Below are 22,776 nucleotides of genomic sequence, written 5' to 3'. Positions count from 1 at the left end.
GATGAAAACAAAACTGCTCGTCCTGGCAATGACCCTCAGCTTCGCTTCGGCGCAGGCGGCGGACCGCATTGCCTTTATCCCGAAGCTGGTGGGCGTTGGCTTCTTCACCAGCGGCGGCAACGGCGCGAAAGAGGCGGGGAAAGATCTTGGCGTGGACGTGACCTACGACGGCCCGACCGAGCCGAGCGTCTCCGGCCAGGTGCAGCTCATCAATAACTTCGTCAACCAGGGCTATAACGCCATTATCGTCTCCGCCGTGTCGCCGGACGGGCTGTGTCCGGCGCTTAAGCGCGCGATGCAGCGCGGCGTCAAGGTCCTGACCTGGGATTCCGACACCAGGCCGGAGTGCCGCAGCATCTACATCAACCAGGGGACGCCGGAACAGCTGGGCGGCCTGCTGGTGGAGATGGCGGGCAAGCAGGTCACCAAACCGAATGCCAAAGTGGCGTTCTTCTACTCAAGCCCCACCGTCACCGACCAGAACCAGTGGGTGAAAGAGGCGAAGGCCAAAATCGAGAAAGATCACCCCCAGTGGCAGATCGTAACGACCCAGTTTGGCTATAACGACGCCACCAAATCATTGCAAACCGCCGAAGGGATCTTAAAAGCCTACCCGGATCTGGATGCGATTATCGCCCCGGACGCCAACGCGCTGCCGGCCGCGGCGCAGGCGGCGGAAAACCTGAAGCGGGAAGGGGTGGCGATTGTCGGCTTCAGCACGCCGAACGTGATGCGCCCGTACGTTGAGCGCGGCACGGTGAAGGCCTTCGGCCTGTGGGACGTGGTGCAACAGGGCAAAATTGCGGTCAATGTCGCCGATCGTTTGCTTAAAAAAGGCGATCTTAACGTCGGCGACAGCGTGGACGTAAAAAACATCGGGGCGCTGAAGGTCGAGCCGAACAGCGTGCAGGGCTACCAGTATGAGGCGAAGGGCAACGGCATCGTGCTGCTGCCGGAGCGGGTGGTGTTCACCAAAGAGAACATCAGCAAATACGATTTCTGACGGGGGAGCAAATGGCTGATTTAGACGACATCAAAGACGGTAAGGATTTTGGCATCGGCACGCCGCAGCAGAATGTGCCGTTCACGCTGAAAGGCTGCGGCTCGCTGGACTGGGGTATGCAGTCGCGGCTGGCGCGCATCTTTAACCCAAACAGCAACCGCACGGTGATGCTGGCCTTTGACCACGGCTATTTTCAGGGGCCAACCACTGGCCTTGAGCGTATCGATCTCTCCATCGCGCCGCTGTTTGGTGAAACCGACGTGCTGATGTGTACCCGCGGCATCCTCAGGAGCCAGGTACCCGCCGCGACGAACAAACCGGTGGTGCTGCGCGCCTCCGGCGGTAACTCGATTCTGGGGGAACTGTCCAACGAGTGCGTGGCGGTGGCGATGGAAGATGCCCTGCGCCTGAACGTCTGCGCGGTGGCGGCGCAGGTGTACATCGGCAGCGAGTTTGAGCACCAGTCGATCAACAACATCATCAAGCTTGTCGATGCAGGGGCGCGCTACGGCATGCCGACGCTGGCGGTGACGGGCGTCGGCAAAGAGATGGCGCGCGACGCGCGCTATTTCTCGCTGGCCAGCCGCATCGCCGCCGAAATGGGGGCGCAGTTCGTCAAAACCTACTACGTGGATGAGGGTTTTGAAAAAGTGACCGCCAGCTGCCCGGTGCCGATCGTCATCGCCGGGGGCAAAAAGCTTCCTGAGCACGAGGCGCTGGAGATGTGCTGGCGCGCGATCGACCAGGGGGCATCCGGCGTGGACATGGGGCGCAACATCTTCCAGTCCAGTGCGCCGCTCGCCATGCTCAAGGCGGTGAAAAAAGTGGTTCACGAGAGCTGGAATGCCCGCGATGCGTTCCAGTTCTGGCAGGAAGAGAAACAGGGAGAAGCAAAATGAACGTGACGCTGGTAGAGATCAACATTAAGCCCGAGCGGGTAGACGAGTTTCTGGAAGTGTTTCGCGCCAACCACGAGGGCGCAATCCAGGAGCCGGGGAACCTGCGTTTTGACGTATTGCAGGACCCGAGGGTAAAAACCCGGTTCTTTATCTACGAAGCCTATAAAGACGAAGAGGCGGTGCTGGCGCATAAGCAAACCCCGCACTATCTGGCGTGCGTGGAGAAGCTTGAGGAGCTGATGTCGGAGCCGCGTAAAAAGCGCAGCTTTGTTGGGTTGTTGCCGGAGTAACAGGCGTTATAAAAGTGTTGTAGGCCGGGTAAGCGCAGCGCCACCCGGCATTTTTCAAACCAGCTCCAGATGGGCAAGTAATCTCGCGAGCGCTTCACGCGGCTCACCCTGAACCGCCTGCAACGGGAACGGCAACGCAGGTGCAGCCACTTTTCCCATCATCTCTGCCGCCGCCGCGATAACCCGTAAGCTGCCGTAGTGACGGAACAATTCCCACAGTGGCTCTAACCGCTCGGATTGGGCAGTCTCTTTCGAACGGGCAATCGCCAGCGCTGTTTGCGGTAACAATCCGCCGAGCACCGAGTACCAGACGTCAAACCCGGCCTGCAGGGCAGAGGCCGCTCGCCAGTCGCCGGCGATGCCCAGCGTGACTGTCTCAGGAAGACGGGCGCGTACCTGCGACAGGTCTTCCGGCACGCGACCAAGCTTAATGGATCCCACATTCGGCAGGGCCGCGACGGAAAATAACAATTCATCGCTAAACGCAAACCCGGTGGTGGCCGGATTATCGTAAATGCACAACGGTATGGAGAGCTGGCGGGTCACCGTTTCATAGAGATTAAACACTTCGTCTTCCGTTAATCGCTGGTAGGACACGGGGGCCATCAGCACGCCGGAGACACCTGCCGCCTGCGCGTCGTCAGCCAGACGCAGTATATCGTCCAGCCGGAGTGCGCCAATGCTGACGATGACCGGAATATCATCAGCATGCGCCACCGCGCAGCGTGCGATCCGACCGCGCTCTTCTACGGTCAGATAGGCATAGCTTCCCGTTGAGCCGAGAATGCCCAGAGAATCCACGCCAGCGTCGACCACGGGGCGCAGAAGATTGATGAAGGATTGCTCGTCAAACGTCCCCTCTTTCAGGGGCGTTAACGGAAAAGCGCTTAACCCGTAAAACATCGTGTTGTCCTCTTACAGCGTCAGCATCTGAACCTGAGCCGTGGCCCCCGGCATCAGCCGCTGCAGGTTGTTGACCAGCTCATCTCCCGCCTCTTCCAGCGCCGCAAGCGGCATCGACGGCAGGCTTTCAAGAATAAACCACATGGATTGCGCCTGGCTATCGAGGCGCGTCCGTATCCCCTGGCGCCAGTTCCAGCGGCGGCAGGTGACGCCAGTATCGTCGCGCCAGATAACCTCGCCCGGTTCCGGATGTTCCACCACCGGCTGTCCCTCTTTGAAGGTATCAAATGGCTCGCTGCCTTCGGCAAGCGTCAGACGTGGCGTACCCGAATAAGCCGCGAGATTTTCTCCGCCGACCGGAATGGCGTAGCGAATACTCACCGCGTTATAGATATCCACCACCGGATCCAGCGGCGGCAGCGAGCCATCTTTCAGGACCCGCTTACGCAGGGCGGATGCCGAGCAGGGCGTGCGTTTCGGTTTCGCGCCGAAGGCTTTAAACACTTCATCCCAGCCTGAAAGGTGTGCATCAGCCCAGGGCACATCATCATTAATCATCTGCTGGCAGGCCTGCGCCAGCGCGGCAGCCGCCACCTCCGGGTGGGTAATTGGCGCAGCTTCAACCAGAATGCTCAGCGCCCGAAAGCCTGGGGCAATCCCGGCAAGACGTGAGTCTATTGACGGCGTAACGAGAGACATAAATAATCCTGTATTGACTGTTTTATACCATGGTAGTGACCAATGACTGATAAAGTCAATATAATGACTGCGCACGGGGCCGATGTTGCCCAGGTAAGCCTGGCCGTCGCGAACCGCATACGCAACTGGCGCAAAGAGAAAAAGCTATCTCTGGACGAGCTGTCCCGCCGCGCAAGCGTCAGCAAAGGCATGCTGGTAGAGATCGAAAAGGGCGCAGCCAACCCCAGTATCGCCATCTTGTGCAAACTGGCTGCCGCGCTCGGTATCTCAGTGGCGGATATCGTTAACGTCTCCAGCGAGCCGCTGGTGCATGTTATCGAAGAAGAGACTATTCCGGTGCTGTGGCAGGGCGAACAGGGTGGACGCGCCAGACTGCTGGCGGGAACGGCAGGCCCGGATATGATTGAGTTATGGCAATGGGAGATGCAGCCGGGGGAGCGTTTTACCTCTCCGGGGCACCCGGCGGGAACCTTTGAGCTGTTGCACGTGAACGAAGGCGTTTTAACGCTGACAGTGGATGAGACGGTAACCCAGGTTAACGCTGGCGCATCGGCTGTGGCGAAAACGGAAGCGGCGCACGGCTACGCCAATGAGGGCGATACCGTGCTTCGCTTCATCATGACGGTGGCGGAATTTCACCGCTAAAAAACCGGGCCTACAAACGCCTGTAGGCCCGGTGATTTTTTACGCCTCTTCCACGCTCACCCGCAGCGCTGCCAGCGCTTTACGCGCCGCTTTCAGCACCTGCTCGCACTGCTCAATCGTCAGCGTCAGCGGCGGTTCAATGCGGATGGTTTTCGAGTTGTTGAGCGTTCCGGCCACCAGCACCCGCTGGCGGAACATCTCGCTCGCAAAGCTGTAGCCGATTTCGTTGTCGACAAACTCAATTGCCAGCAGCATCCCTTTACCACGCGCATCCTGCACCAGATCCGGATACTCCCGGCCTAGCTGACGGAAGCCGTCCAGCAGCATGTCGCCTTTCTGCTCCGCCTGCGCGGGCAGGTTTTGCTCCAGCAGCACGTTGATGGTCGCCAGCGCCGCTGCGCAGGCCAGCGGGTTACCGCCAAAGGTGGTTGTATGCAGGAACGGGTTGTCGAACAGCACCGAGAACACCTCTTCCGTAGCAACCGTCGCGCCAATCGGCATCACGCCGCCGCCAAGCGCCTTCGCCAGACACAGTATGTCCGGCTGCACGTTCTCGTGCTCGCAGGCAAACATTTTGCCGGTGCGCCCCATCCCGGTCTGGACTTCGTCGAGGATCAGCAGCGCGCCAAACTCATCGCACAGCTGACGCACGGCAGGCAGATAGCCCTGCGGAGGGAGGATCACGCCGCCTTCACCCTGAATCGGCTCCAGGATCACCGCCGCCACGTCATCGCCGGTTTTACGGCATTCACTCAGCACGGTGCGCATGGCGTTAATGTCGCCGAACGGCACGTGGCGGAAGCCCGGCAGCAGCGGCATAAACGGTTTGCGGAAGGTGGATTTGGCGGTAGCGGACAGTGCGCCCAGGGATTTTCCGTGGAACGCGCCGCTGGTGGCGATAAAGGTGAATTTCCCGCGCGGCGACTGGTACGCTTTGGCGAGCTTTATCGCCGCTTCGACCGATTCCGTGCCGCTGTTGCTAAAGAAGCTGTATTTCAGTTTGCCGGGCGTTAAGGCCGCCAGCGTTTTCGCGAGCATGGCGCGAAGCGGGTCGAGCAGTTCCTGGCTATGGAGAGGTTGTTTCGCAAGTTGATTCTGTACGGCGGAAACCACAACTGGATTACGGTGCCCCACGTTGAAGATACCAAAACCACCAAGGCAATCGATAAACTCCTGTCCCTGGGTGTCGACAAGCGTGTTAAGACTCCCCGCTTGCCACTCTACGGCTCCGTAATCCCCGCCGGCGGTAACAGATTTGCGATACTCCAGAAACCCTGGATTGACGTGCTCTTTAAAGTAATCGATGACCTCTCGGTTAAGTTGTTTCATCTCCTCATGATCGAGCGTTCGCTTCTCAATGAGATTCAATGCGTGCGCGGTACAGGCAAGAGCCGAGGCGCTGGAAGGTAACCTGTTCAAAATGTGCTCCCGGGGATCGCGTATCACATGATACTGGTTTAAGTATTGCAGGGATTACGCCACTTCAGATGCCTTAATGAAAATCGGGATAAACGCCAGGTTAAAATAATGTTGCACAATATTTAATCATGCCGAAGCAACCGAAACGGGATTTAGCGGTACAGGACAGATAAGGATAATTGGGGGCGAAAAAGCGCAACTGCACTAAAGAAGTGCATTCGGTGCAACTTAAGTGGGCGTTAACTGGTCATGCTTTATAGGTAATTTCTTTACGAAAGTATTTGAAATCAATGAATTATAAAATCGCACAAAAAGTATGGTTTAAGTGAAATCTGCGATCTTCATCAAGTTTAACAACTAAAGATAAATTGTTTACCGCCGAAAAAACATTGACCCACAAAATTAACATTCAAATAACCTGCAAGGGATGCCCACGATGTCCTCTCCAACCTATGTCACCCAGAATGAATATCCTCTGGACGATGACACCACCTTAATGTCTACCACAGACGTCCACAGCTACATCACTCACGCCAACGACACTTTTGTGCAGGTGAGCGGCTACCAGCTTGATGAGCTGACGGGCCAGCCGCACAACCTGGTACGCCACCCCGACATGCCAAAAGCCGCGTTTGCCGATATGTGGTACACGCTGCAGCAGGGCGAACCGTGGAGTGGGATTGTCAAAAACCGGCGCAAAAACGGCGATCACTACTGGGTGCGTGCTAACGCAGTGCCGATGGTGCGCCACGGGCAGGTCACGGGCTATATGTCCATTCGCACCAAAGCCACGGCGGAAGAGATTGCCACCGTGGAACCGCTCTACCGGGCGCTCAACGACGGGAGCTGTAAGAAACGTGTGTACAAGGGGCTGGTGGTTGGAAAAGGCTGGCTGGGCAAACTGCCTGCTATGCCGCTGCGCTGGCGCGTGCGCAGCGTGATGGCGGTGCTCTTTGCCCTACTCGCCTCCACCCTGGCGGTGACCTCCGCCGGGTGGATGCCGCTCGTTGCTGCTGCGGTGGTGATGCTGCTGGGGACGCTGCTCTTTGAGCAACAGATTGTCCGCCCGGTAGAGAATGTGGCGCGACAGGCGCTGAAGGTCGCAACCGGTGAGCGCAACAGCGTGCAGCATCTGAACCGCAGCGACGAGCTGGGGCTGACGCTGCGCGCGGTAGGGCAGCTTGGCCTGATGTGCCGCTGGTTGATTAATGACGTGTCGAGCCAGGTGGTTAGCGTCCGCGACGGCAGCGACAGGCTGGCGCAGGGAAATGAAGATCTGAACGATCGGACCCGTCAGACCGTGGCGAACGTGCAGCAGACCGTCGCGACAATGAACCAGATGGCCGTGTCCGTTCAGAGTAACTCCGAAACCGCCGCCGAGGTGGACAAACTCTCCGTGGCCGCGAGCAGCGCGGCGACAAAAGGAGGCAATGCGATGCAGACCGTCGTTAAAACGATGGATGATATTGCCGACAGCACGCAGCGAATTGGCTCAATTACCTCCCTGATTAACGACATCGCTTTCCAGACCAATATTCTGGCGCTGAACGCGGCGGTTGAAGCGGCTAGGGCAGGCGAGCAGGGCAAAGGTTTTGCCGTGGTCGCGGGCGAAGTCCGCCATCTCGCCAGCCGCAGCGCCAGTGCCGCGAATGATATTCGTAAACTCATTGATGCCAGTGCCAGCAAGGTGCAGTCCGGCTCTGAGCAGGTGCATGCCGCAGGCCGTACTATGGATGATATTGTTGTACAGGTGAAAAACGTGACGCAGCTTATCGCCCAGATCAGCCACGCGACCTCCGAGCAGGCAACCGGACTCTCTGAGCTGACCCGCGCGGTGGCTGAACTCGACAGCATTACGCAGAAAAACGCCGACCTGGTCGAGGAGAGCGCACACATTTCTGCGATGGTGAAGCATCGCGCCGGACGTCTCAAGGATGCGGTGACTGTGCTTCATTGAGCCAGTAATGTTCCAAAAAAAGCCGTTTATTTCGTAAGGAATAAACGGCTTTTTATTTTCTGTTTGTGACTATTAATGTATTTTATTGTTAATCTAATATTAAATAACTAAAGAAAGTACCTCAGTTATTTATCCCTGCCTAAGTCAATTATCCAGAAGGCTATTTTGAAAAATGCCTCTCTGGTGGTCTGGTAACGATCAATGGGGCAATATTAATAGCCTCTACCTATCCATTATGTGGGTTATGAAATAAAAAAACGATCAAACTCATAAAGTTAGCGAAATCGTTACCGATAACAGCGATCGTCTGAGAAATAATCACATCGATGGAGAAAATATGTTCTTACATGACGTAAAGATCGGCACGAAATTATTTCTGGCGTTTGGGTTCTTTATTGTCCTGATGGCGATCAGCGCGAGCCTGTCTCTGCTGAGTCTGAACCGGGCTAATAACGGGATGCAATCCATTATTACCAGTGATTATCCGACCACGGTAAAAGCGAACCAGTTAATTGATAACTTCCAGGAATTTATTAGCACTCAACAGCTGATGCTGCTGGACGAGCAGGGCACCTACACTGGGCAATCTCAGCAGCGCCTGAAAGAGATCAGCGAGCATATCACGGTGATCCTGGGAGAGCTGAACACCGCTTTGCAGGATCAAAAGTCTCAGCAGGTGCTGGCGGAGATCCGCAGCGTGCGTCAGCAGTATCTGGACTCGCGCTACCGCATTTTGCAGGCGGTGCAGAACAACAATCGTGCGGGCGCTATTCAGGAGATGATGACCACCACCCTCGCCGTGCAGCAGGCTTATAAAGCGAAGGTGAAGGAGCTGATTACCATTCAAAACAGCGAGATGCAGAGCGCTGGCGCGCAGGTGGAAGGGGATTTCCGGTCTAACCGCCTGCTGTTGATCCTGCTCACGCTCTTTAGCGTCGGGGCAGGCAGCCTGATCGGCTGGTTTATTGTGCGCGCTATTACTCGTCCGCTCGGCGAGGCGGTGCATTTTGCAAAAGCCATTTCAGAGGGCGATCTCACGGGCAGCATCACGCCGCACGGCAAAGACGAAACGGGTCTGCTGCTGCACGCGCTGATGGAGATGAAAACGCGACTGCTGGACATTGTGCAGCAGGTGCAAACCGGCTCGGAGAATATCTCCAGCGCAGCCGCGCAGATTGTCGCCGGGAATCAGGATCTGGCCGCGCGCACGGAAGAGCAGGCCAGCTCCGTTGAACAGACCGCCGCCTCGATGGAGCAGATCACCGCGACGGTGAAAAATACCGCCTCGCATACCGGGGAAGCGACCAACCTCTCGGCTGATGCCGCCACGGTGGTCAAAAACAACGGTGAGATGATGAAGCAGGTGACCAGCAAAATGCGCCTGATTAACGAGACGTCCAACCGGATGTCCGACATTATCGACCTGATCGACGCCATTGCTTTCCAGACCAACATTCTGGCGCTGAATGCCGCTGTGGAAGCGGCGCGCGCCGGTGAGCACGGTCGCGGTTTTGCGGTGGTGGCCGGTGAAGTGCGTCAGCTTGCCCAGAAGAGCGCGTCGTCTGCCAGCGAAATCCGCGAGCTGATTGAGAGCTCTACCAGCCAGACCCAGGACGGGATGAACCTGGTTGAAAAAGCGAGTGCGTTGATCAACGGGATGGTCGGCAACGTAGAAGAGATGGACGTGATTCTGAGGGAAATCCGCCAGGCTAGCCACGAGCAGACGGAAGGTATCTCGCAGATTAACAGCGCGATTGGCCTGATTGATGCCACCACCCAGCAGAACTCCGCGCTGGTGGAGGAGTCCGTCGCGGCGGCAGCATCGCTTAACGAACAGGCGATGCACCTGAAAGAGCTGGTACGCGTCTTCCGCGTGAGCGAGCACGCTCCGGCTTAATCAAGCTGGGAGATCTCCAGCGCCGCGCGGTCGATTACGCCGATAATCTGCTTAAGCTGCGCGTCGCTGAGCTCTCCCTGATTCACCTTCAAGTCTAACACCGCTTTGAAGTTATCCAGCGCCCGCTTCATCTGCGGGTTTTTGCGTAGCTGAAAACCGACGGAACGCACTTTGATACGCACCTGGATCTGTTCCAGCTGTTCCCGGTTTTCGTCCAGCCAGCGTTGTCCTTCAGCGGTAATCGCAATCTTCTTGCGACCGTTCTCTTCTTCCGTAATGGTGATAAACGTCTGATCCTGAAGATAATCCAGGGTTGGATAGATGACCCCTGGGCTCGGGGTGTAATTCCCTTGGGTCAGGTTCTCAATCTCTTTGATCAGCTCGTAGCCGTGGCTTGCGCTACGGGTCAGGATATCCAGAATCACCAGCCGCAGATCGCCGTGGCCGAAAAAGCGCGGCCGCCGCCCGCCGCCCTCATGTTCGTGTCGCATAGTATGCCCTTCATTTTGATATATCTAAAGTGTATCTAAGATATATTCAGATGCAATCTAAAAGATCTTGCATTTTTACTTATTAGTAATCATTATCATTTGAAAATTGATTTAGATATATCGTATTCACCAGAGAAGGGGCTAAAAATGGCAACTACCCGTTACCCACAGCGCGTTCGTAATGACCTGCGTTTTCGCGAGCTGATGGTACTCCGCGTTGAGCGCGCCAGCGCGGGTTTCCAGCGCATTGTTTTAGGCGGCGAGGCGCTGGAGGGCTTTAGCTCCCGCGGTTTCGACGACCATACCAAAGTCTTTTTCCCGGCACCCGGGGCGACGTTCGTGCCGCCGGTGGTTACCGAAGAAGGCATCGACTGGGGCGACGGCGTGCGTCCGCAGGCGCGAGACTATACGCCGCTCTACGACGAGGCAAATCATGAGCTGGTTCTCGATTTCTTCATTCATGACGGCGGTATTGCCAGCAGCTGGGCGATTGAGGCGAAAGCGGGAGACAAGCTGACCATCGGCGGCCCGCGCGGCTCGCTGGTGGTGCCGGAGGATTACGCCTGGCAGCTGTACGTGTGCGATGAGTCCGGCATGCCCGCGCTGCGTCGACGCTTAGAAAGCATTGCGCAACTGCCGGTTCGCCCGGACGTTCACGCGGTCGTGACGGTTGGGGATGAATCCTATAAGGACTATCTGGCGCACCTGAGCGAGTTCAACATCACCTGGGTGGTGGGCCACAGCGAGCAGGCAGTCGCAGATCATCTGGCTGCGCTGACCGTTCCGGGGGACGATTACTTTATCTGGCTGACCGGGGAAGGGAAGGTGGTGAAAAGCCTGAGCCGTCAGTTTGAAACCGACGGCATTGACCCACAGCTGGTGCGTGCCAGCGCATACTGGCACGCCAAATAGTCACGCGGCGGAATCCAGCTGCGCTTCGCTCACCTGATGTTCGAGCGAGGCGCGGACCTCGTGCAGCGCTTTCTCCTGCTGAGCGAAGTACGCTTCCATATTGCTCAGCGACGAGACCAGAAGCCAGGACTCCTCTTTCTCCAGCTCCGCCAGCTCATTCACTAAAATGTCGATCTGCTCGCGGACCTGCGCCATTTTTTTGCGGATACGTTCCAGATCGTTCAGCCTGTCGCTTGCCATCAATGGCTCGAAGCCCTGCTGCAGGCGGGCCACCAGCGAACGAATGGCTTTCACATCCCCGCGCTGCTTCGCCTGGTTAAGCTGTACCATCATGTTGTTGGCTTCTTCTTTCAGATCGTCTGCCACCAGATCTGGGTGGCAGAGCTTGCTCGCCTGCCGCCAGAGACGCTTGAGTTCGTTCTGATCTTCTTCCGAAAGATGCTTTCCTTTACGCAGCCGCACTTCGGCATCGTGATGCTGTTCGCGATACTTCTCGTACTCTTCGTTGGCCTCGTCGCGAGCCTGACGCGCAGGCTCTTCTTCACGCGTTAAGCCGCTCTCCAGCTCCAGCGCTTCGGCCAGCAGGTTGGCGATGAGATTACTTTGCTGCTCCAGATGTTTACGCGCCTCGGCTGCCTGCACGGAGTCAGCCGGGAGATCGCGCCAGCGCTGGGTAAGCGTCGCCAGTACTTCTACCGCCTGCGCCATATAGCGCTGGCAGCGACGGTAATCCTCCTCGCGACGACGCGCTTCCGCCTGCTGACGACGCAGGTTAAGCTCGGCCAGGGTTTTACGCAGGGCGAGGATCTGCTGCATCAACGGCCCGAGGCGGGAGAAATAGAGATCGTTGAATTCATCAAGCTGCTGCACGCGGGCGTTGCGGCGGTCAATTAGATCGCGCAGACGCTCTTCCAGCGCCTTCAGCTCTAGCTTGCTGGCCGCCACCTGCGGATCGCGCCACTGGGTCACGGCGCGCTGACCCTGCAGCCAGGCGGTAATGGCCGCCATAGCCTCGGTGTAGTTTTTTCCCTCAAGCGCCACGACGATTGCCTGTAGCTCATCGTCAAACGCTTCATTTTTCAGGCGTGTCAGCTGGCTCTGGATGATGTCGTCATCTTCCAGCTCAATGGCATTTTTAATGATTTCTAGCCGTTTGATCGGTGTGCTCATGATGCCTTTCGCTTTGGCGCTTAAGTATTTGAGTTAAGGTTAGTTGTTGTAAAAGCTACAGGAAATAATACACACGGATGATGATCGGCGCGATGGGGGATTTCTTTAGAATTTACAGAGTGTGAAGATGGGGGCTTAACAGGAGAATAAGAGAGTTGCTTTTTAAGGTTGAATGTAAACGATTGAAATATAAGGTAATAATCTCTAAAGCAAGGCGGATCCCTACGCAAAATACGCAAGTAAAGGCATTACGGTTCGGTAAAATATCTGCAGATTAGGCAATAGGCCAAAGAGATGGGTACCAGATGGATACAAGTTCCCGTCTTGGGGGGCGGGCAATGTGGGGGTAAGAGAAGGAATACTCAGGCAGCAGGCAGGACAATCCTGGCCGTGAATACGGCTTGCGTAAAATTATCTGATTTCACGTTAGATCCAGGCTTAGCTACACACCGGTTGAGCATCTGTATATCGATTGAAGGCACATATCGTTTCTAACGAATTTATGCTGGACATGCGTGCGTGTTTAAAATGGTGAGATTGTCGCGGCTTTAAGATAGGGCCAACCCCTGGAGATTACAGGGTTGGCTTTTTTTTTTGCGCGCGTGAGGGTTGTTGATTTCCCTGCTCCCATCAGAACCAACGATTATGTTTTACATAAAAATAGGTAACAATGATGATCCATGCAAAGGTAAGAATGCCAAAATAGTCAGGCAGGAAACGTGCGAATATATAAGCACCAGCAACGATGAGTGCTATAGGGATGTAATAAATATAGGACTGCAGAAACCATAATATTGCTCGTTTCATCTTTTTAATAACTCATATAAAGCATCCCCAATTATTTCCTCATTGTTTCCACCTGATTCAACTTGATAAATTATTTTTGTCATTTGTGGTTCAATAAGAAAGTATAGCATCTCAAGATTCTGTTGGTACAAGGCCTGATAATATGCTGAATCCTGGAATTTGAGCTTATTAGCCGCTAATGCAGCTACCTGCGCTTTCGAATAGATTATGGCGCCGTTAACATACATAGATGATAATGAATTGACCATTCTGATATGCGACTCATGAAAATCACCACTACTGATTATCAGTTTTGCAATAGTTAAGGACAGCGCTAGTTTGCTGGATTTTTCGGCGTACTCATAAGCCTTATCGCCTAATTCCTTTTTAAGAAAGACAGCGAGATTGCTACTCTTTTGCTCTCCAAGTCTTTTAAGAGTTTTCCGAAAGTAAATCTCAACCATATCAAGAGCAACATCGTTTCGATTATAGATTTCAGCAAGTGCTAATGTTAGACGGCGGTCCTCATTTATTAGCTCGCGACAGGCATTGCGATAGTAATCGTCTGGTATCAAGCACGAGCCATAGTTGATTAAACGCTGTGTACCAAGCTTCAGATTTTCGATAGTGCTCATATTGGTGGCTTGTATTTCTCGCAATGCTTTGGTTAGCGCCAGAGCTAAATTCCTTTCTGATTGCAGCTTCATTTTTGCGTAGCCGTCTGCCATTGTAATTTCCCTTGTTGTAACATGACCCTGTCAATAATTGATCATCATTGTCATAGGGGGCAAGGAAGATAATGAAAAAAAGCGGTAGGGTGGCAATTTATGTTCTGGTAGTAATTATTTTCTTTCTAACTATTCCAGAGATCGTCGTTCGTGTACTTACTCCGGAGCAGTTTGCACGATTGAGTGATTTCACAAGCTTTGGTGGCTTGTTCAGTCATCTCCTTTCTTTACTAATTTTCCTGGGCTTAGCTTCAATTCTCTTGGGCGTACTCGCCATTTTGGCAACGAAAAAAATTTACCGGCATTTCACTCGCTACAAAAGCTAAACATAAAACTGACCCACAAGGTGGTCGTCGAGGCGAAGTTAAACCTGTTGTGCTCTGCATCATACAGTGGGGTCTGGACTGGGAACGGGCTCAGTTAAGAAGGAGGGGGACGATAAAGGACAGCTGTCAGTAACATAGAAAAAAGCCACTCGCGAGAGTGGCTTAATCATATGATTCTACAGCTTAAATTTGGTGGCCCCTGCTGGACTTGAACCAGCGACCAAGCGATTATGAGTCCGAAACTTAAGTTAGATAAAACAATTAGTTACTTTAATTTCAACCGCTTGCGAAGTCGAATAATGGAGAATATGCCAGCATAGTGGATAGGTTTGCTGCCAATTTGCTGCCATCTCAAGGGGGCGGGGCCTTGCTGAACGGCAAAGGTTTTCGATTTGACCAAAAAACACTAAACTATGGACCATCATTGCCGATTCGAATAAATGTTTATAAATGGCTGTTAATAGTAAAAACAAGGAGATGCTGTGTCAAATTTGAGAGATATGGAAGAACTTATAAGTGATATTGTTGATGTAGAACTTAAGGAATATATGCGTGAAGCTCTAACATGTTACATGACTGGAGCGCATCGTGCTTGTGTAGTGCTATCATTCATTGCTATTTTTGAGGATTTATTAAAGAAATTAGATGGGATGGCAACAACAAATAAAACAGCAAGAGCCATATTTACTGAGATTAGTAAAAAAAGAGATGAGCAGAAAGTCTATGAAAATGATCTGCTCAACAAATTGAAGTCTGAGAAAATAATAACAGAAATTGATGCGGATTTTTTGACGGTATTAAAAACTCTCAGGAATAAAGCTGCACATCCTTCAGGACACAAACCTACTGCAGAGGAAGCGAGATATGTTTATTCTGAAACTATTAATCGATTTCTTTCTAAACCAGTACTTTCAACTACGCAGGTTGCAGACCAAATCCTTTCTAAGTTAACAAATGCCTATCTATTCCCTACAACTAATATTACTGATCATTCAGCGGTTGTAAATGATGGGGTTAGAAACCTACATAGTGACGGCTACTCATATCTTTTATTAAAATTGATTGAATCTTTAGATAATGCTAATGAACAGATAAAAACAAATGCTAAGCGGTATCTACTAGGTTTAGCGTTTAAGCCCTTGAATAATGATGTTTTACAACAGATTAAAAAACATATAATAATTGACTGTTGTTCCGATAATAACAAGGCCCAGCTTATTATGGAGTGCATAGCAACCAACTACCGATTGCTGAATGGGTTAGATGAAATAGTATACTTAAGACTTAATAAAATGTTTGAGGATAGTATTATATCCTCAAAGACATCTGATCAACATACATATTTGAAACATCCTATTCAAATTTCTAAGAGTTTACTAAAGTTAGACGAAGAGATAATTAATAAGTTCTTTAAGAAAAGTATCGATGATGTTTTAGAAAAATATAAACTAAGTCCGTTGTTAATGAAAATAGTAAAAAATAAAGATTGGGCTAAAAGAAAAGTCATCAACTCAATATTTGAAAAAGCAGGTTCTTCAACCTTTGACGAAGCTAATTCATTCGCAAGAAGTGCAAGTGCTTATGATGAAGATTTGTCCCATCTGATGAGCAATATGGAATGCTTAGAGTTAATTGTCAGAGTATGTGACGCAGGGATTTGGGGAGCATATGGAGCTGAAGGTATGATGAAAGGCAAATTTAATAACATACCAAAGGTTAAAGAGAAGGCTCTAAAAGCTCTTTTGGAGGATGAAACTGCCAGCCAAGAGTTAATAGAAAGAATAAGGCCAGACCTCGGGAGTGCTGTAGATTTCGAAAAGAATTACTTTTGATGTAAATTGTAAGAAGGGCATTTTATATGCCCTGATTTTAATTAATTATAAGGTTCAGTGGGTTCAAACTCACAGCTTCCGACAGATGATCCGGCGCAAAATGAGCGTAGCGCATAGTGACTTTTATATCTGTGTGTCCCAATATTCGCTGTAACACCAAAATGTTACCGCCTCTCATCATAAAATGGCTGGCAAAAGTATGCCTTAAAACATGCGAAAGTTGTCCGTCTGGTAAGTCGATACCAGCGCGTTTAATGGCACCTCGAAATGCAGAATAACATTTCGTAAACAATGGTTTCGATGTTCTCAATTTGGGGAGAATCTCATACAGTTCATCACTGATTGGTACCGCGCGGTTTTTTTTGCCTTTCGTTTTAATGAAAGTGATTTTACCCGGGCTGATCTGCTTGCCTGTTAAATTCTCTGCCTCTCCCCACCGCGCGCCGGTCGCCAGGCAAATCTTAACGATAGTGGTTAAATCGTCCGCTTTGCTTTTTTCGCATTCCTCAAGCAAACGTGTTGCCTCTTCAACCGTCAGCCAGGCCAGTTCCACCTCAGCAATTTTAAATTCTCTGACGTTTTCAAGAGGGTTGGGCTCGGCCCAGTCATCCAGTCGTTTCAGTTCATTGAACATAGCCCGGAAATAAGCCAGCTCAAGGTTTACTGTTCGAGGGGTTACGGTCTTCACTCGATCAGAGCGCGTTATTTTTCCGCTTAACCGCTGTTCGCGGTAAGTTGAGAACAGCTTTGCGTTAAATTCAATAGCGAGCGGATCACCCATGGCTAGGCAGGCAAACTCCATGGCGCTTTTTCGCTTTTCACCATCTGCAAGTGTTACGCCGTGCGCGTTATACCAAGCGGTTACTAAATCCCTAACGCGCCGCTTGTCCGCTTTCTCGCCCAGCCAGGGCTTTTCCTCGGATTGTTCTTTAACGTATCGTTCATATGCCAGGGCTTCCCCTTTAGTGGCGAACTGGCGGCGTATGCGCCGTCCGTCCCTACCGTTCGGGAAAACCTGAGCCTGCCACTTTCCATTTGGTAGTTTTGATACGGCCATAAATTAGAGACTCTGAGTACGATTGATAATTTTGCCTAGGATTTTGATGTCATCGAGCGGGCATTCGAAAGAGGCTTTGCCATTTTCAATTCGCACGCGCCCCCCAGGGAATCTATAAAGTTCACGTACACTCACAATCCCATCAATTTCAATAAACCAAAAACCATCAACTAACTCCCCGTCATAGCGATCAGCCAGATAGGTTGTTTTGTCTGCGGTCAATATGAACGGTGACGACAGACCTTCAGGGATTATTGAAACATCTGCAATTAAGTCGTTTTGGGTTTTAATGATCCCATTTGTGATGTCTATGCGTTTAAGGTTTATGGTTTTATCGTCGCGACCATCAACGAACTTACTTCCAACGCCTGTACTCAGCCAGATTAATGATGCTCCCGTTTCAAGATGGCAGACAATCACCCAATCAGCCGGAAAGGTGTCGCGCGCATACCTGTTAGCCATGGTGCTTTGTGAGACGCCAAGCTGGTTGCAGAGGGAAATACGGGTGTTAAAACCATAGGCTTCAAGGATACGAGCAATGACCTCTTTCCCACCTCTGTTTTGTGATATGCAATCTCGAATCAGGTTGATGTCATCTTTATTCGTTAATTTGCGTGTTGACATGTTCATTTGGTGATCCTAATATCTCGATTCAAGATGTTGTGAATAATGTAAAACAGTGCCGAATAGTGAGTTCGTCACCCAAACTGAGGGATATTGCATCATGAATCGCCAATTATCAATGCGCCCTAGCATCAATCTTGTGGTGTCTGAACCATTCATTACCTTGGATGAGTTCTGCCGCCGTACCGGTTACAAGGCCAGCTATGCCCGCCAGATGATCCGTGAAGGACGTTTACCTATCCGCAAAAAAGAAGGGGTAAACAGCCTTATCGAAGTAAACATGTTTGCACTGACGATGGAAGCGGCTCAAGGCTGCAAAATCGCAATGCAAGCCTGATAGTTCCATTTTGGGATGAATAAGGATTTAGAACATGTTTGATTTTCGCATTTCCAAACATCCTCATTTTGATGAAGCCTGCCGAGCTTTTGCACTGCGTCACAATATGGCGAAGCTGGCAGACCGCGCAGGAATGAATGTCCAGACTCTGCGCAACAAACTGAACCCGGAGCAACCGCATCAACTCACGGCGTCGGAAATTTGGATGCTTACCGATATTACAGAGGATTCAACACTGGTTGATGGTTTTCTGGCGCAAATCCATTGCCTGCCATGTGTGCCGCTGAACGAAGTAGCCAGCGAGAAAATGCCTCATTACGTTTTGAATGCTACAGCAGAGATTGGTCGTGTTGCAGCAAGCGCTGTTTCTGGCGAACACCAGACAACAACGGAGCGCCGTCAGGTTATCGAAAGCATTAATTCTGTCACTCGTTTGATGGCACTTACAGCTGTCTCCATGCACGCGCGCCTACAGTACAACCCAGCTATGGCAAGCGCTGTTGATACAGTGACGGGCCTCAGCGCTTCATTTGGTCTGATCTGAGGTGCTTATGCTTAATAAAGAACCTTCATTCGCTTCGCTGCTGGTAAAGCAAAGCCCGGCAATGCACTACGGTCATGGATGGATTATTGGGGAAAACGGTAAACGCTGGCACCCGTGCCGTGATCAGTCCGAATTATTAAACGGGCTGAAATCTGAATCAGCTAAGCCGTCAGCTTTTTTAATTATTCGCATTGTTCGCTTGATTGTTAAAGGAGTGAAACATGTCTCGCAATGAGCTGAGAATTATTCTAGGTGTGATCATCCCAAATATGGCAGATGGTTTTGAAATTAAAACCCGTGATGGTGCTGTCTTGCGTGTCGATCCTGAATGGGAATGCTGCAAAGAATTTAAAGAAGGTTTGCAGGCTGAAATTATCAACCAAATTAAAAGTAAGCCCGTCCCTGTTTCTGGTTATATCTAAGTAATTAACCCGTTTTATATGGCGTAAACCCGCCGGGCATTTTTTTGCCCGAATTCTGAGGAAATGAATATGAAAAATACTAAAACCCACTCAACGAAAACAGGCCCAGACGATGCTGGTCTGTTCGCTTTGTTAAATGAAACGCGCTTGGATGAGCGCCGTTGCCGCGCTGATGCAATGGCGGCTCGTCTGGATAGTCTGGCCGTGCGCATCGTTTCCCGTCAGCTGAGCCATATCGAGGCGGCCGAACTGCTTCGCGTTGAAGCGGTACGCATCCAGAACGAAGCGCAGGAGCTGCATTAATGGCTGATTCAATGGACCTCGCCCAGCAGCGCGAACAGGAAGAGCGTGAGCGCCATATCAACAATGCCCGCGCCAAAGTGCCGGGCGTTTCCCGTGTTCTCTGTGCGGAGTGTGATGCTCCGATCCCGCCAGCTCGCCGCCGCGCTATTCCCGGCGTGCAGTGCTGTGTGACCTGTCAGGAAATCGCAGAGTTAAAAGGCAAGCACTACAACGGAGGCGTTGTATGAGCACTATCCTGAAATGGGCGGGAAACAAAACCGCCATTATGTCCGAACTGAAAAAATATCTCCCAGCTGGCCCGCGATTGGTTGAACCTTTCGCGGGTTCCTGCGCTGTGATGATGGCAACAGACTATCCTCATTATCTTGTCGCAGATATCAATCCAGATTTAATTAATCTGTATCGTTCTATTGCAGAAGATACAGAAAACTTTATTAATCTTGCTAAGGCGGTTTTTGAAAGTTTTATTGTCGCTGAAAGTTATTATCGTGTGCGTGAAGCGTTTAATCACGATCCGCAATTAGACCGACTGCACCGTGCTGTATATTTTCTTTATCTAAACCGCCATTGTTATCGTGGGTTATGCCGCTACAACCTAAGCGGTGTATTCAACGTCCCTTTCGGTAATTATAAAAAGCCGTATTTTCCTGAGAGTGAAATCCGCGCATTTGCTGAGAAAGCGAAGCGAGCCACCTTTGTTTGCGCTAACTACGAAGAAACGTTGTCTTTGTTGCAGACGGGCGATGTGATTTATTGCGACCCTCCTTATGACGGGACTTTTAGCAATTACCACACTGCCGGTTTTACAGAGGACGATCAGTATCGCCTGGCGTCTATTCTTGAGCGCCGCGCGTCAGAAGGCCATCCGGTCATAGTTTCAAACAGTGACACCTCACTTACTCGCTCCCTTTATCGGAATTTCACCCATCACCGCCTTACCGCAAACCGCAGTATGGGCGTTGCGGCTGGTGACGGTAAGTCTGCCGTGGAAATCATTGCAACCTTAAAATCGTGTCACTGGCTTGAATTTGATCCTGCAACCGGACCTGACTGCAGCGTGAATTATGAGGTGCAGGTGTGAGGGCAACGGCGTTTATTCGTACTTACATTATGGGGTGTCAGAATGTCTGACACCGTTTTCCCCTACGCATGGAATGCCTCGCGCCCTGCAATCGGTGGTTTTAAGCAAGCCGATGCGGCGCCGGGGATCATGTATCTGACGCCGGACGGCAATCGCAAGCGTTTGTCGATTGCCGAACTGGCAGAAACGGATGAAGCACCAGACCGGGGCCGGGCGGTTCGTCGTCGCCTGGCTTCGCTGCCTCATTTTGTCCGTCGTATGTATGCTCAAAAACTTGAACAGGTAGACCGTAAAGGCAAACAAGCGGCTGATGCCTGGCTTATCAATACCTTTGAACGATTCGTTCTGAGTCGCATAGATCAGGTCAATGAGCAATATCTGCCGCAGGGGGGGATGCCTGCGGCTTTGTTGCCTCTGCGTGAACAATTCTGGCGCCTGCTTTGGGCTGGAAAAAAAGAGCTGAAACGGCTGGCGCATAACCTTGCTGATCTGTTGGGTAGCGAGTTTAACCGCGAGTTTGATTTCCAGATGGCCCGCACGTCCGATCCCCAATTCGCCACCCTGTCAGGTTATGGCCGCATGGGGTTTCTTGCCAATCACCTCAAAACACCGGTCCCGTGCTGGACGGCCTATTGCAAAGAAGAACTGGAGGCGGAAGACGCACTGAAAGCAGTGGCCCGCCTGCAATCTCCGCAGTGGTGGCTTAATCGTCTGCGTCGTATGCACGCTCGCTGGCGTGAACATCTGATGGTTGCGGCTGGATACGTACACAAGAAATCTGCACCGTACTGCAGTGATCCATGCTTGCAGGAGTGGACGGCTCAAAAGAAAGCCAATCGCGAATTTCTGAAAGCGATGGAGCTGGAAGATGAGGACACCGGAGAACGTGTATCGCTGATTGATAAAGTGGCCGGCAGCGTTGCCAACCCAGCTAACCGTCGTCGTGAGCTGATGGCGCGCATGCGTGGTTTCGAAGATTTAGCGGATGAGGCCGGGCTGGCCGGGGCGTTCTTCACGCTTACCGCTCCATCCAAATATCACTCAATGCAGTACGACGGGCGCCGGAACAACAAATACAGCGGCGCGTCACCGCGTGAAACGCAGAAATATCTTTGCAAAGTATGGGCGCGCACGCGTGCGGCCTGGCTGCGCAATGGTATTCGCGTGTTTGGCTTTCGCGTTGTTGAGCCTCACCACGACGAAACCCCGCACTGGCACCTCCTGCTTTTCATGCGCCTAGAGCATATCGAACCGGCAACGGCAATCTTTCGTAAGCACGCCATGCGTGAGGATGGGAATGAGCCCGGCGCCGCTGAAAACCGCTTCGAAATGAAACCCATCGAGAAAGAGAAGGGCAGCGCAACGGGCTATATCGCCAAATACATTTCAAAAAATATTGATGGCTATCAGCTTGATGACGATCTAGATGATGAAACCGGCAAGCCTCTGAAAGAAATGGCCCGCCGCGTAAGTGCCTGGGCGTCTCGCTGGGCGATCCGCCAGTTCCAGCAAATAGGCGGCGCACCGGTAACTGTTTGGCGTGAATTACGTCGCCTCGGTGATCGTGAGCTGGTCCTGCACCCCGAAATTGAACCAGTGCGTCAGGCTGCCGACAGCAGCGCGTGGGATTTGTACGTAAGTGCGCAGGGTGGCCCGCTGGTTCCCCGTGATCTCCTGCGCGTGCGCCTCAGCTATGAAGTCACCGAAAACGGCAACCTCTACGGGGATGACGTTTCCAAAATTTCCGGCGTTTATTCCCCGATCCGTGGGCCGGAATCACTGATTCATACGCGCACTACCAAATACAAAATCGTGCCGAAACGTCAGGCCGACGGCGTTTCAGGTTTTGACCTTGATTTTTCAGGCGGCCCCGCCGCCCCTCGGAGTTCTGTCAATAACTGTACGCGGGAGGTTGAAAAACGCGCCGATCCTGGCGGCACGGTCATGAATGACTGTGCCAGCTGGGCGGATATTGGCTCTTTATCCCGGAAAGAAAAACGGGTGATAGCGCAGCGGCTGAGCGAAGCGGCAAAGGTAACTAACAAGCGCGTAAAAGTGAGGCCAAAAGCCAGCCCTATGACGGAGCAGGAAAAGCAAATTAGTGAGCTTCTGGTTCTGCGTGGTGTGAATGCCAGTGCCGGAATGGTCCGTTCGTTGATTTCTGGCGCGGTGGTGGCCTTTGGCGATCAGGTGTTAACGGTTGAAGAAGGGCGCCTTACTGTCCGAAACCGAACTGCGGCAGGTGTCCAACGTCTGCCGTCCCAGATTGTGGAGATTAAACAGCAGGCGGGTGACCTTTTGAACCGAATGAAGCGTGCGTTTTCAGGGCGGAAATAGCCCGCGATCAACATGGTCAGTTCTGACGGTGAGGTACCGAATTGAGCGCTTCACCGTCAAAAATGACTGTGCTGGCCATTCATCGAGCAACGTCATTTCTGACTGTGCTGCAGG

At 52.1% G+C, this 22,776-nt stretch carries 25 protein-coding genes; 17 read left to right on the top strand and 8 right to left on the bottom strand.

Going from position 1 to position 22,776, the window contains the following annotated elements:
• The first annotated feature begins 1 nt into the window (after position 1).
• Genes lsrB through lsrG form a run of 3 tightly spaced genes read left to right on the top strand, consistent with a single transcriptional unit; the run spans position 2 to position 2,192 of the window.
• A complete protein-coding gene (gene lsrB / locus ACW9E7_RS17450) occupies positions 2–1,003 on the top strand; it encodes an autoinducer 2 ABC transporter substrate-binding protein LsrB (RefSeq protein ID WP_367896930.1) in 1,002 nt (333 codons plus the stop codon).
• Positions 1,004–1,014: 11 nt separating this feature from the next.
• The gene (lsrF, locus tag ACW9E7_RS17445) at positions 1,015–1,902 is read left to right on the top strand and encodes a 3-hydroxy-5-phosphonooxypentane-2,4-dione thiolase (protein ID WP_248174996.1); all 888 of its coding nucleotides are present in this window, start codon (positions 1,015–1,017) and stop codon (positions 1,900–1,902) included.
• Positions 1,899–2,192: a (4S)-4-hydroxy-5-phosphonooxypentane-2,3-dione isomerase gene (gene lsrG, locus ACW9E7_RS17440; protein WP_111964924.1), complete on the top strand. Its 294-nt coding sequence runs from the start codon at positions 1,899–1,901 to the stop codon at positions 2,190–2,192. Before lsrF ends, lsrG begins: the two co-directional genes overlap by 4 nt.
• Positions 2,193–2,246: 54 nt before the next feature.
• On the opposite strand, the gene ACW9E7_RS17435 is transcribed toward lsrG, so the two are convergent.
• Both ACW9E7_RS17435 and ACW9E7_RS17430 read right to left on the bottom strand, forming a co-directional pair.
• A complete protein-coding gene (locus ACW9E7_RS17435) occupies positions 2,247–3,095 on the bottom strand; it encodes a dihydrodipicolinate synthase family protein (RefSeq protein WP_143345569.1) in 849 nt (282 codons plus the stop codon).
• Between the two features lie 12 nt (positions 3,096–3,107).
• Positions 3,108–3,794 (bottom strand): B3/B4 domain-containing protein, encoded by a 687-nt coding sequence (locus tag ACW9E7_RS17430; protein WP_458728153.1) that lies wholly within the window; start codon positions 3,792–3,794, stop codon positions 3,108–3,110.
• A gap of 42 nt (positions 3,795–3,836) precedes the next feature.
• On the opposite strand from ACW9E7_RS17430, the gene ACW9E7_RS17425 reads away from it, so the two are divergent.
• The gene (locus tag ACW9E7_RS17425) at positions 3,837–4,439 is read left to right on the top strand and encodes a helix-turn-helix domain-containing protein (protein WP_136195057.1); all 603 of its coding nucleotides are present in this window, start codon (positions 3,837–3,839) and stop codon (positions 4,437–4,439) included.
• A gap of 39 nt (positions 4,440–4,478) precedes the next feature.
• Here ACW9E7_RS17425 and ygjG read toward each other — a convergent pair whose 3' ends face one another.
• Positions 4,479–5,858 (bottom strand): putrescine aminotransferase, encoded by a 1,380-nt coding sequence (gene ygjG / locus ACW9E7_RS17420; RefSeq protein WP_458728152.1) that lies wholly within the window; start codon positions 5,856–5,858, stop codon positions 4,479–4,481.
• Positions 5,859–6,294: 436 nt separating this feature from the next.
• Here ygjG and ACW9E7_RS17415 point away from each other — a divergent pair, with 436 nt between their 5' ends.
• Both ACW9E7_RS17415 and ACW9E7_RS17410 read left to right on the top strand, forming a co-directional pair.
• Entirely contained in the window at positions 6,295–7,815 is a 1,521-nt protein-coding gene (locus ACW9E7_RS17415; protein ID WP_458728151.1) for a methyl-accepting chemotaxis protein, read from the top strand.
• A 337-nt stretch (positions 7,816–8,152) separates the two neighbouring features.
• Positions 8,153–9,712 (top strand): methyl-accepting chemotaxis protein, encoded by a 1,560-nt coding sequence (locus ACW9E7_RS17410; protein WP_136195059.1) that lies wholly within the window; start codon positions 8,153–8,155, stop codon positions 9,710–9,712.
• Here the strand turns inward: ACW9E7_RS17410 and ACW9E7_RS17405 are convergent.
• On the bottom strand, positions 9,709–10,203 hold the full coding sequence (locus ACW9E7_RS17405; RefSeq protein WP_133295165.1) for a PadR family transcriptional regulator: 495 nt from the start codon (positions 10,201–10,203) through the stop codon (positions 9,709–9,711). The two genes, ACW9E7_RS17410 and ACW9E7_RS17405, sit on opposite strands and share 4 nt — an antisense overlap.
• Positions 10,204–10,350: 147 nt before the next feature.
• Here ACW9E7_RS17405 and ACW9E7_RS17400 point away from each other — a divergent pair, with 147 nt between their 5' ends.
• Positions 10,351–11,115: a siderophore-interacting protein gene (locus ACW9E7_RS17400; protein ID WP_458728150.1), complete on the top strand. Its 765-nt coding sequence runs from the start codon at positions 10,351–10,353 to the stop codon at positions 11,113–11,115.
• On the opposite strand, the gene ACW9E7_RS17395 is transcribed toward ACW9E7_RS17400, so the two are convergent.
• Positions 11,116–12,285 carry a coiled-coil domain-containing protein gene (locus ACW9E7_RS17395; RefSeq protein WP_111964916.1) on the bottom strand — a complete coding sequence of 390 codons (1,170 nt, stop codon included), beginning with the start codon at positions 12,283–12,285 and terminating at the stop codon, positions 11,116–11,118.
• An 803-nt stretch (positions 12,286–13,088) separates the two neighbouring features.
• A complete protein-coding gene (locus tag ACW9E7_RS17390) occupies positions 13,089–13,799 on the bottom strand; it encodes a hypothetical protein (protein ID WP_252093481.1) in 711 nt (236 codons plus the stop codon).
• 71 nt (positions 13,800–13,870) lie between these two features.
• Between ACW9E7_RS17390 and ACW9E7_RS17385 the strand changes: the two genes are divergently transcribed.
• Positions 13,871–14,125: a hypothetical protein gene (locus tag ACW9E7_RS17385; RefSeq protein ID WP_223580538.1), complete on the top strand. Its 255-nt coding sequence runs from the start codon at positions 13,871–13,873 to the stop codon at positions 14,123–14,125.
• A 482-nt stretch (positions 14,126–14,607) separates the two neighbouring features.
• Positions 14,608–15,957: a hypothetical protein gene (locus ACW9E7_RS17380; RefSeq protein WP_252093480.1), complete on the top strand. Its 1,350-nt coding sequence runs from the start codon at positions 14,608–14,610 to the stop codon at positions 15,955–15,957.
• Positions 15,958–15,994: 37 nt separating this feature from the next.
• Here ACW9E7_RS17380 and ACW9E7_RS17375 read toward each other — a convergent pair whose 3' ends face one another.
• Together ACW9E7_RS17375 and ACW9E7_RS17370 are read right to left on the bottom strand one after the other, a co-directional pair.
• Entirely contained in the window at positions 15,995–17,014 is a 1,020-nt protein-coding gene (locus tag ACW9E7_RS17375) for a phage integrase (protein ID WP_252093479.1), read from the bottom strand.
• Between the two features lie 3 nt (positions 17,015–17,017).
• A complete protein-coding gene (locus ACW9E7_RS17370; protein ID WP_252054868.1) occupies positions 17,018–17,644 on the bottom strand; it encodes a phage repressor protein CI in 627 nt (208 codons plus the stop codon).
• Between the two features lie 94 nt (positions 17,645–17,738).
• On the opposite strand from ACW9E7_RS17370, the gene ACW9E7_RS17365 reads away from it, so the two are divergent.
• The 8 genes from ACW9E7_RS17365 (at position 17,739) to ACW9E7_RS17330 (ending at position 22,662) form a co-directional block, all read left to right on the top strand.
• Entirely contained in the window at positions 17,739–17,975 is a 237-nt protein-coding gene (locus tag ACW9E7_RS17365) for a regulator (RefSeq protein ID WP_252093478.1), read from the top strand.
• A gap of 34 nt (positions 17,976–18,009) precedes the next feature.
• A complete protein-coding gene (locus ACW9E7_RS17360) occupies positions 18,010–18,519 on the top strand; it encodes a phage regulatory CII family protein (protein ID WP_252093477.1) in 510 nt (169 codons plus the stop codon).
• 7 nt (positions 18,520–18,526) lie between these two features.
• Positions 18,527–18,754: a phage filamentation protein Fil family protein gene (locus ACW9E7_RS17355; protein WP_252093476.1), complete on the top strand. Its 228-nt coding sequence runs from the start codon at positions 18,527–18,529 to the stop codon at positions 18,752–18,754.
• Positions 18,741–18,941 carry a hypothetical protein gene (locus tag ACW9E7_RS17350; protein WP_032678740.1) on the top strand — a complete coding sequence of 67 codons (201 nt, stop codon included), beginning with the start codon at positions 18,741–18,743 and terminating at the stop codon, positions 18,939–18,941. Before ACW9E7_RS17355 ends, ACW9E7_RS17350 begins: the two co-directional genes overlap by 14 nt.
• Positions 18,942–19,010: 69 nt before the next feature.
• On the top strand, positions 19,011–19,244 hold the full coding sequence (locus ACW9E7_RS17345) for a DUF2732 family protein (RefSeq protein ID WP_017382389.1): 234 nt from the start codon (positions 19,011–19,013) through the stop codon (positions 19,242–19,244).
• A complete protein-coding gene (locus ACW9E7_RS17340) occupies positions 19,244–19,471 on the top strand; it encodes a TraR/DksA family transcriptional regulator (protein WP_252093475.1) in 228 nt (75 codons plus the stop codon). Before ACW9E7_RS17345 ends, ACW9E7_RS17340 begins: the two co-directional genes overlap by 1 nt.
• Positions 19,468–20,325, top strand: coding sequence for a DNA adenine methylase (locus ACW9E7_RS17335; protein ID WP_458728149.1), 858 nt, complete (start codon positions 19,468–19,470; stop codon positions 20,323–20,325). The genes ACW9E7_RS17340 and ACW9E7_RS17335 overlap by 4 nt, the downstream gene beginning before the upstream one ends.
• A 42-nt stretch (positions 20,326–20,367) precedes the next feature.
• A complete protein-coding gene (locus ACW9E7_RS17330) occupies positions 20,368–22,662 on the top strand; it encodes a replication endonuclease (protein ID WP_458728148.1) in 2,295 nt (764 codons plus the stop codon).
• Positions 22,663–22,776: the final 114 nt, after the last annotated feature.

The organism is Enterobacter sp. H2G27, from assembly GCF_054403075.1.
The sequence above is the reverse complement of the archived record's forward strand: the minus strand, read 5'-3'. Positions and strand labels throughout refer to the sequence as shown.

Excerpts from the sequence above, each read along its gene's own strand:
- ACW9E7_RS17390 (WP_252093481.1), bottom strand. The coding sequence starts at position 13,799 with ATGGCAGACGGCTACGCAAAAATGAAGCTGCAATCAGAAAGGAATTTA.
- ACW9E7_RS17375 (WP_252093479.1), bottom strand. The coding sequence starts at position 17,014 with ATGGCCGTATCAAAACTACCAAATGGAAAGTGGCAGGCTCAGGTTTTC.
- ACW9E7_RS17385 (WP_223580538.1), top strand. The coding sequence starts at position 13,871 with ATGAAAAAAAGCGGTAGGGTGGCAATTTATGTTCTGGTAGTAATTATT.
- ACW9E7_RS17425 (WP_136195057.1), top strand. The coding sequence starts at position 3,837 with ATGACTGATAAAGTCAATATAATGACTGCGCACGGGGCCGATGTTGCC.
- ACW9E7_RS17415 (WP_458728151.1), top strand. The coding sequence starts at position 6,295 with ATGTCCTCTCCAACCTATGTCACCCAGAATGAATATCCTCTGGACGAT.
- ACW9E7_RS17355 (WP_252093476.1), top strand. The coding sequence starts at position 18,527 with ATGCTTAATAAAGAACCTTCATTCGCTTCGCTGCTGGTAAAGCAAAGC.
- ACW9E7_RS17435 (WP_143345569.1), bottom strand. The coding sequence starts at position 3,095 with ATGTTTTACGGGTTAAGCGCTTTTCCGTTAACGCCCCTGAAAGAGGGG.
- ACW9E7_RS17360 (WP_252093477.1), top strand. The coding sequence starts at position 18,010 with ATGTTTGATTTTCGCATTTCCAAACATCCTCATTTTGATGAAGCCTGC.
- lsrG (WP_111964924.1), top strand. The coding sequence starts at position 1,899 with ATGAACGTGACGCTGGTAGAGATCAACATTAAGCCCGAGCGGGTAGAC.
- ACW9E7_RS17370 (WP_252054868.1), bottom strand. The coding sequence starts at position 17,644 with ATGAACATGTCAACACGCAAATTAACGAATAAAGATGACATCAACCTG.
- ACW9E7_RS17350 (WP_032678740.1), top strand. The coding sequence starts at position 18,741 with ATGTCTCGCAATGAGCTGAGAATTATTCTAGGTGTGATCATCCCAAAT.
- lsrB (WP_367896930.1), top strand. The coding sequence starts at position 2 with ATGAAAACAAAACTGCTCGTCCTGGCAATGACCCTCAGCTTCGCTTCG.
- ACW9E7_RS17365 (WP_252093478.1), top strand. The coding sequence starts at position 17,739 with ATGAATCGCCAATTATCAATGCGCCCTAGCATCAATCTTGTGGTGTCT.
- ACW9E7_RS17430 (WP_458728153.1), bottom strand. The coding sequence starts at position 3,794 with ATGTCTCTCGTTACGCCGTCAATAGACTCACGTCTTGCCGGGATTGCC.
- ACW9E7_RS17395 (WP_111964916.1), bottom strand. The coding sequence starts at position 12,285 with ATGAGCACACCGATCAAACGGCTAGAAATCATTAAAAATGCCATTGAG.
- ACW9E7_RS17410 (WP_136195059.1), top strand. The coding sequence starts at position 8,153 with ATGTTCTTACATGACGTAAAGATCGGCACGAAATTATTTCTGGCGTTT.
- ACW9E7_RS17330 (WP_458728148.1), top strand. The coding sequence starts at position 20,368 with ATGTCTGACACCGTTTTCCCCTACGCATGGAATGCCTCGCGCCCTGCA.
- lsrF (WP_248174996.1), top strand. The coding sequence starts at position 1,015 with ATGGCTGATTTAGACGACATCAAAGACGGTAAGGATTTTGGCATCGGC.
- ACW9E7_RS17340 (WP_252093475.1), top strand. The coding sequence starts at position 19,244 with ATGGCTGATTCAATGGACCTCGCCCAGCAGCGCGAACAGGAAGAGCGT.
- ACW9E7_RS17335 (WP_458728149.1), top strand. The coding sequence starts at position 19,468 with ATGAGCACTATCCTGAAATGGGCGGGAAACAAAACCGCCATTATGTCC.
- ACW9E7_RS17400 (WP_458728150.1), top strand. The coding sequence starts at position 10,351 with ATGGCAACTACCCGTTACCCACAGCGCGTTCGTAATGACCTGCGTTTT.
- ACW9E7_RS17345 (WP_017382389.1), top strand. The coding sequence starts at position 19,011 with ATGAAAAATACTAAAACCCACTCAACGAAAACAGGCCCAGACGATGCT.
- ACW9E7_RS17405 (WP_133295165.1), bottom strand. The coding sequence starts at position 10,203 with ATGCGACACGAACATGAGGGCGGCGGGCGGCGGCCGCGCTTTTTCGGC.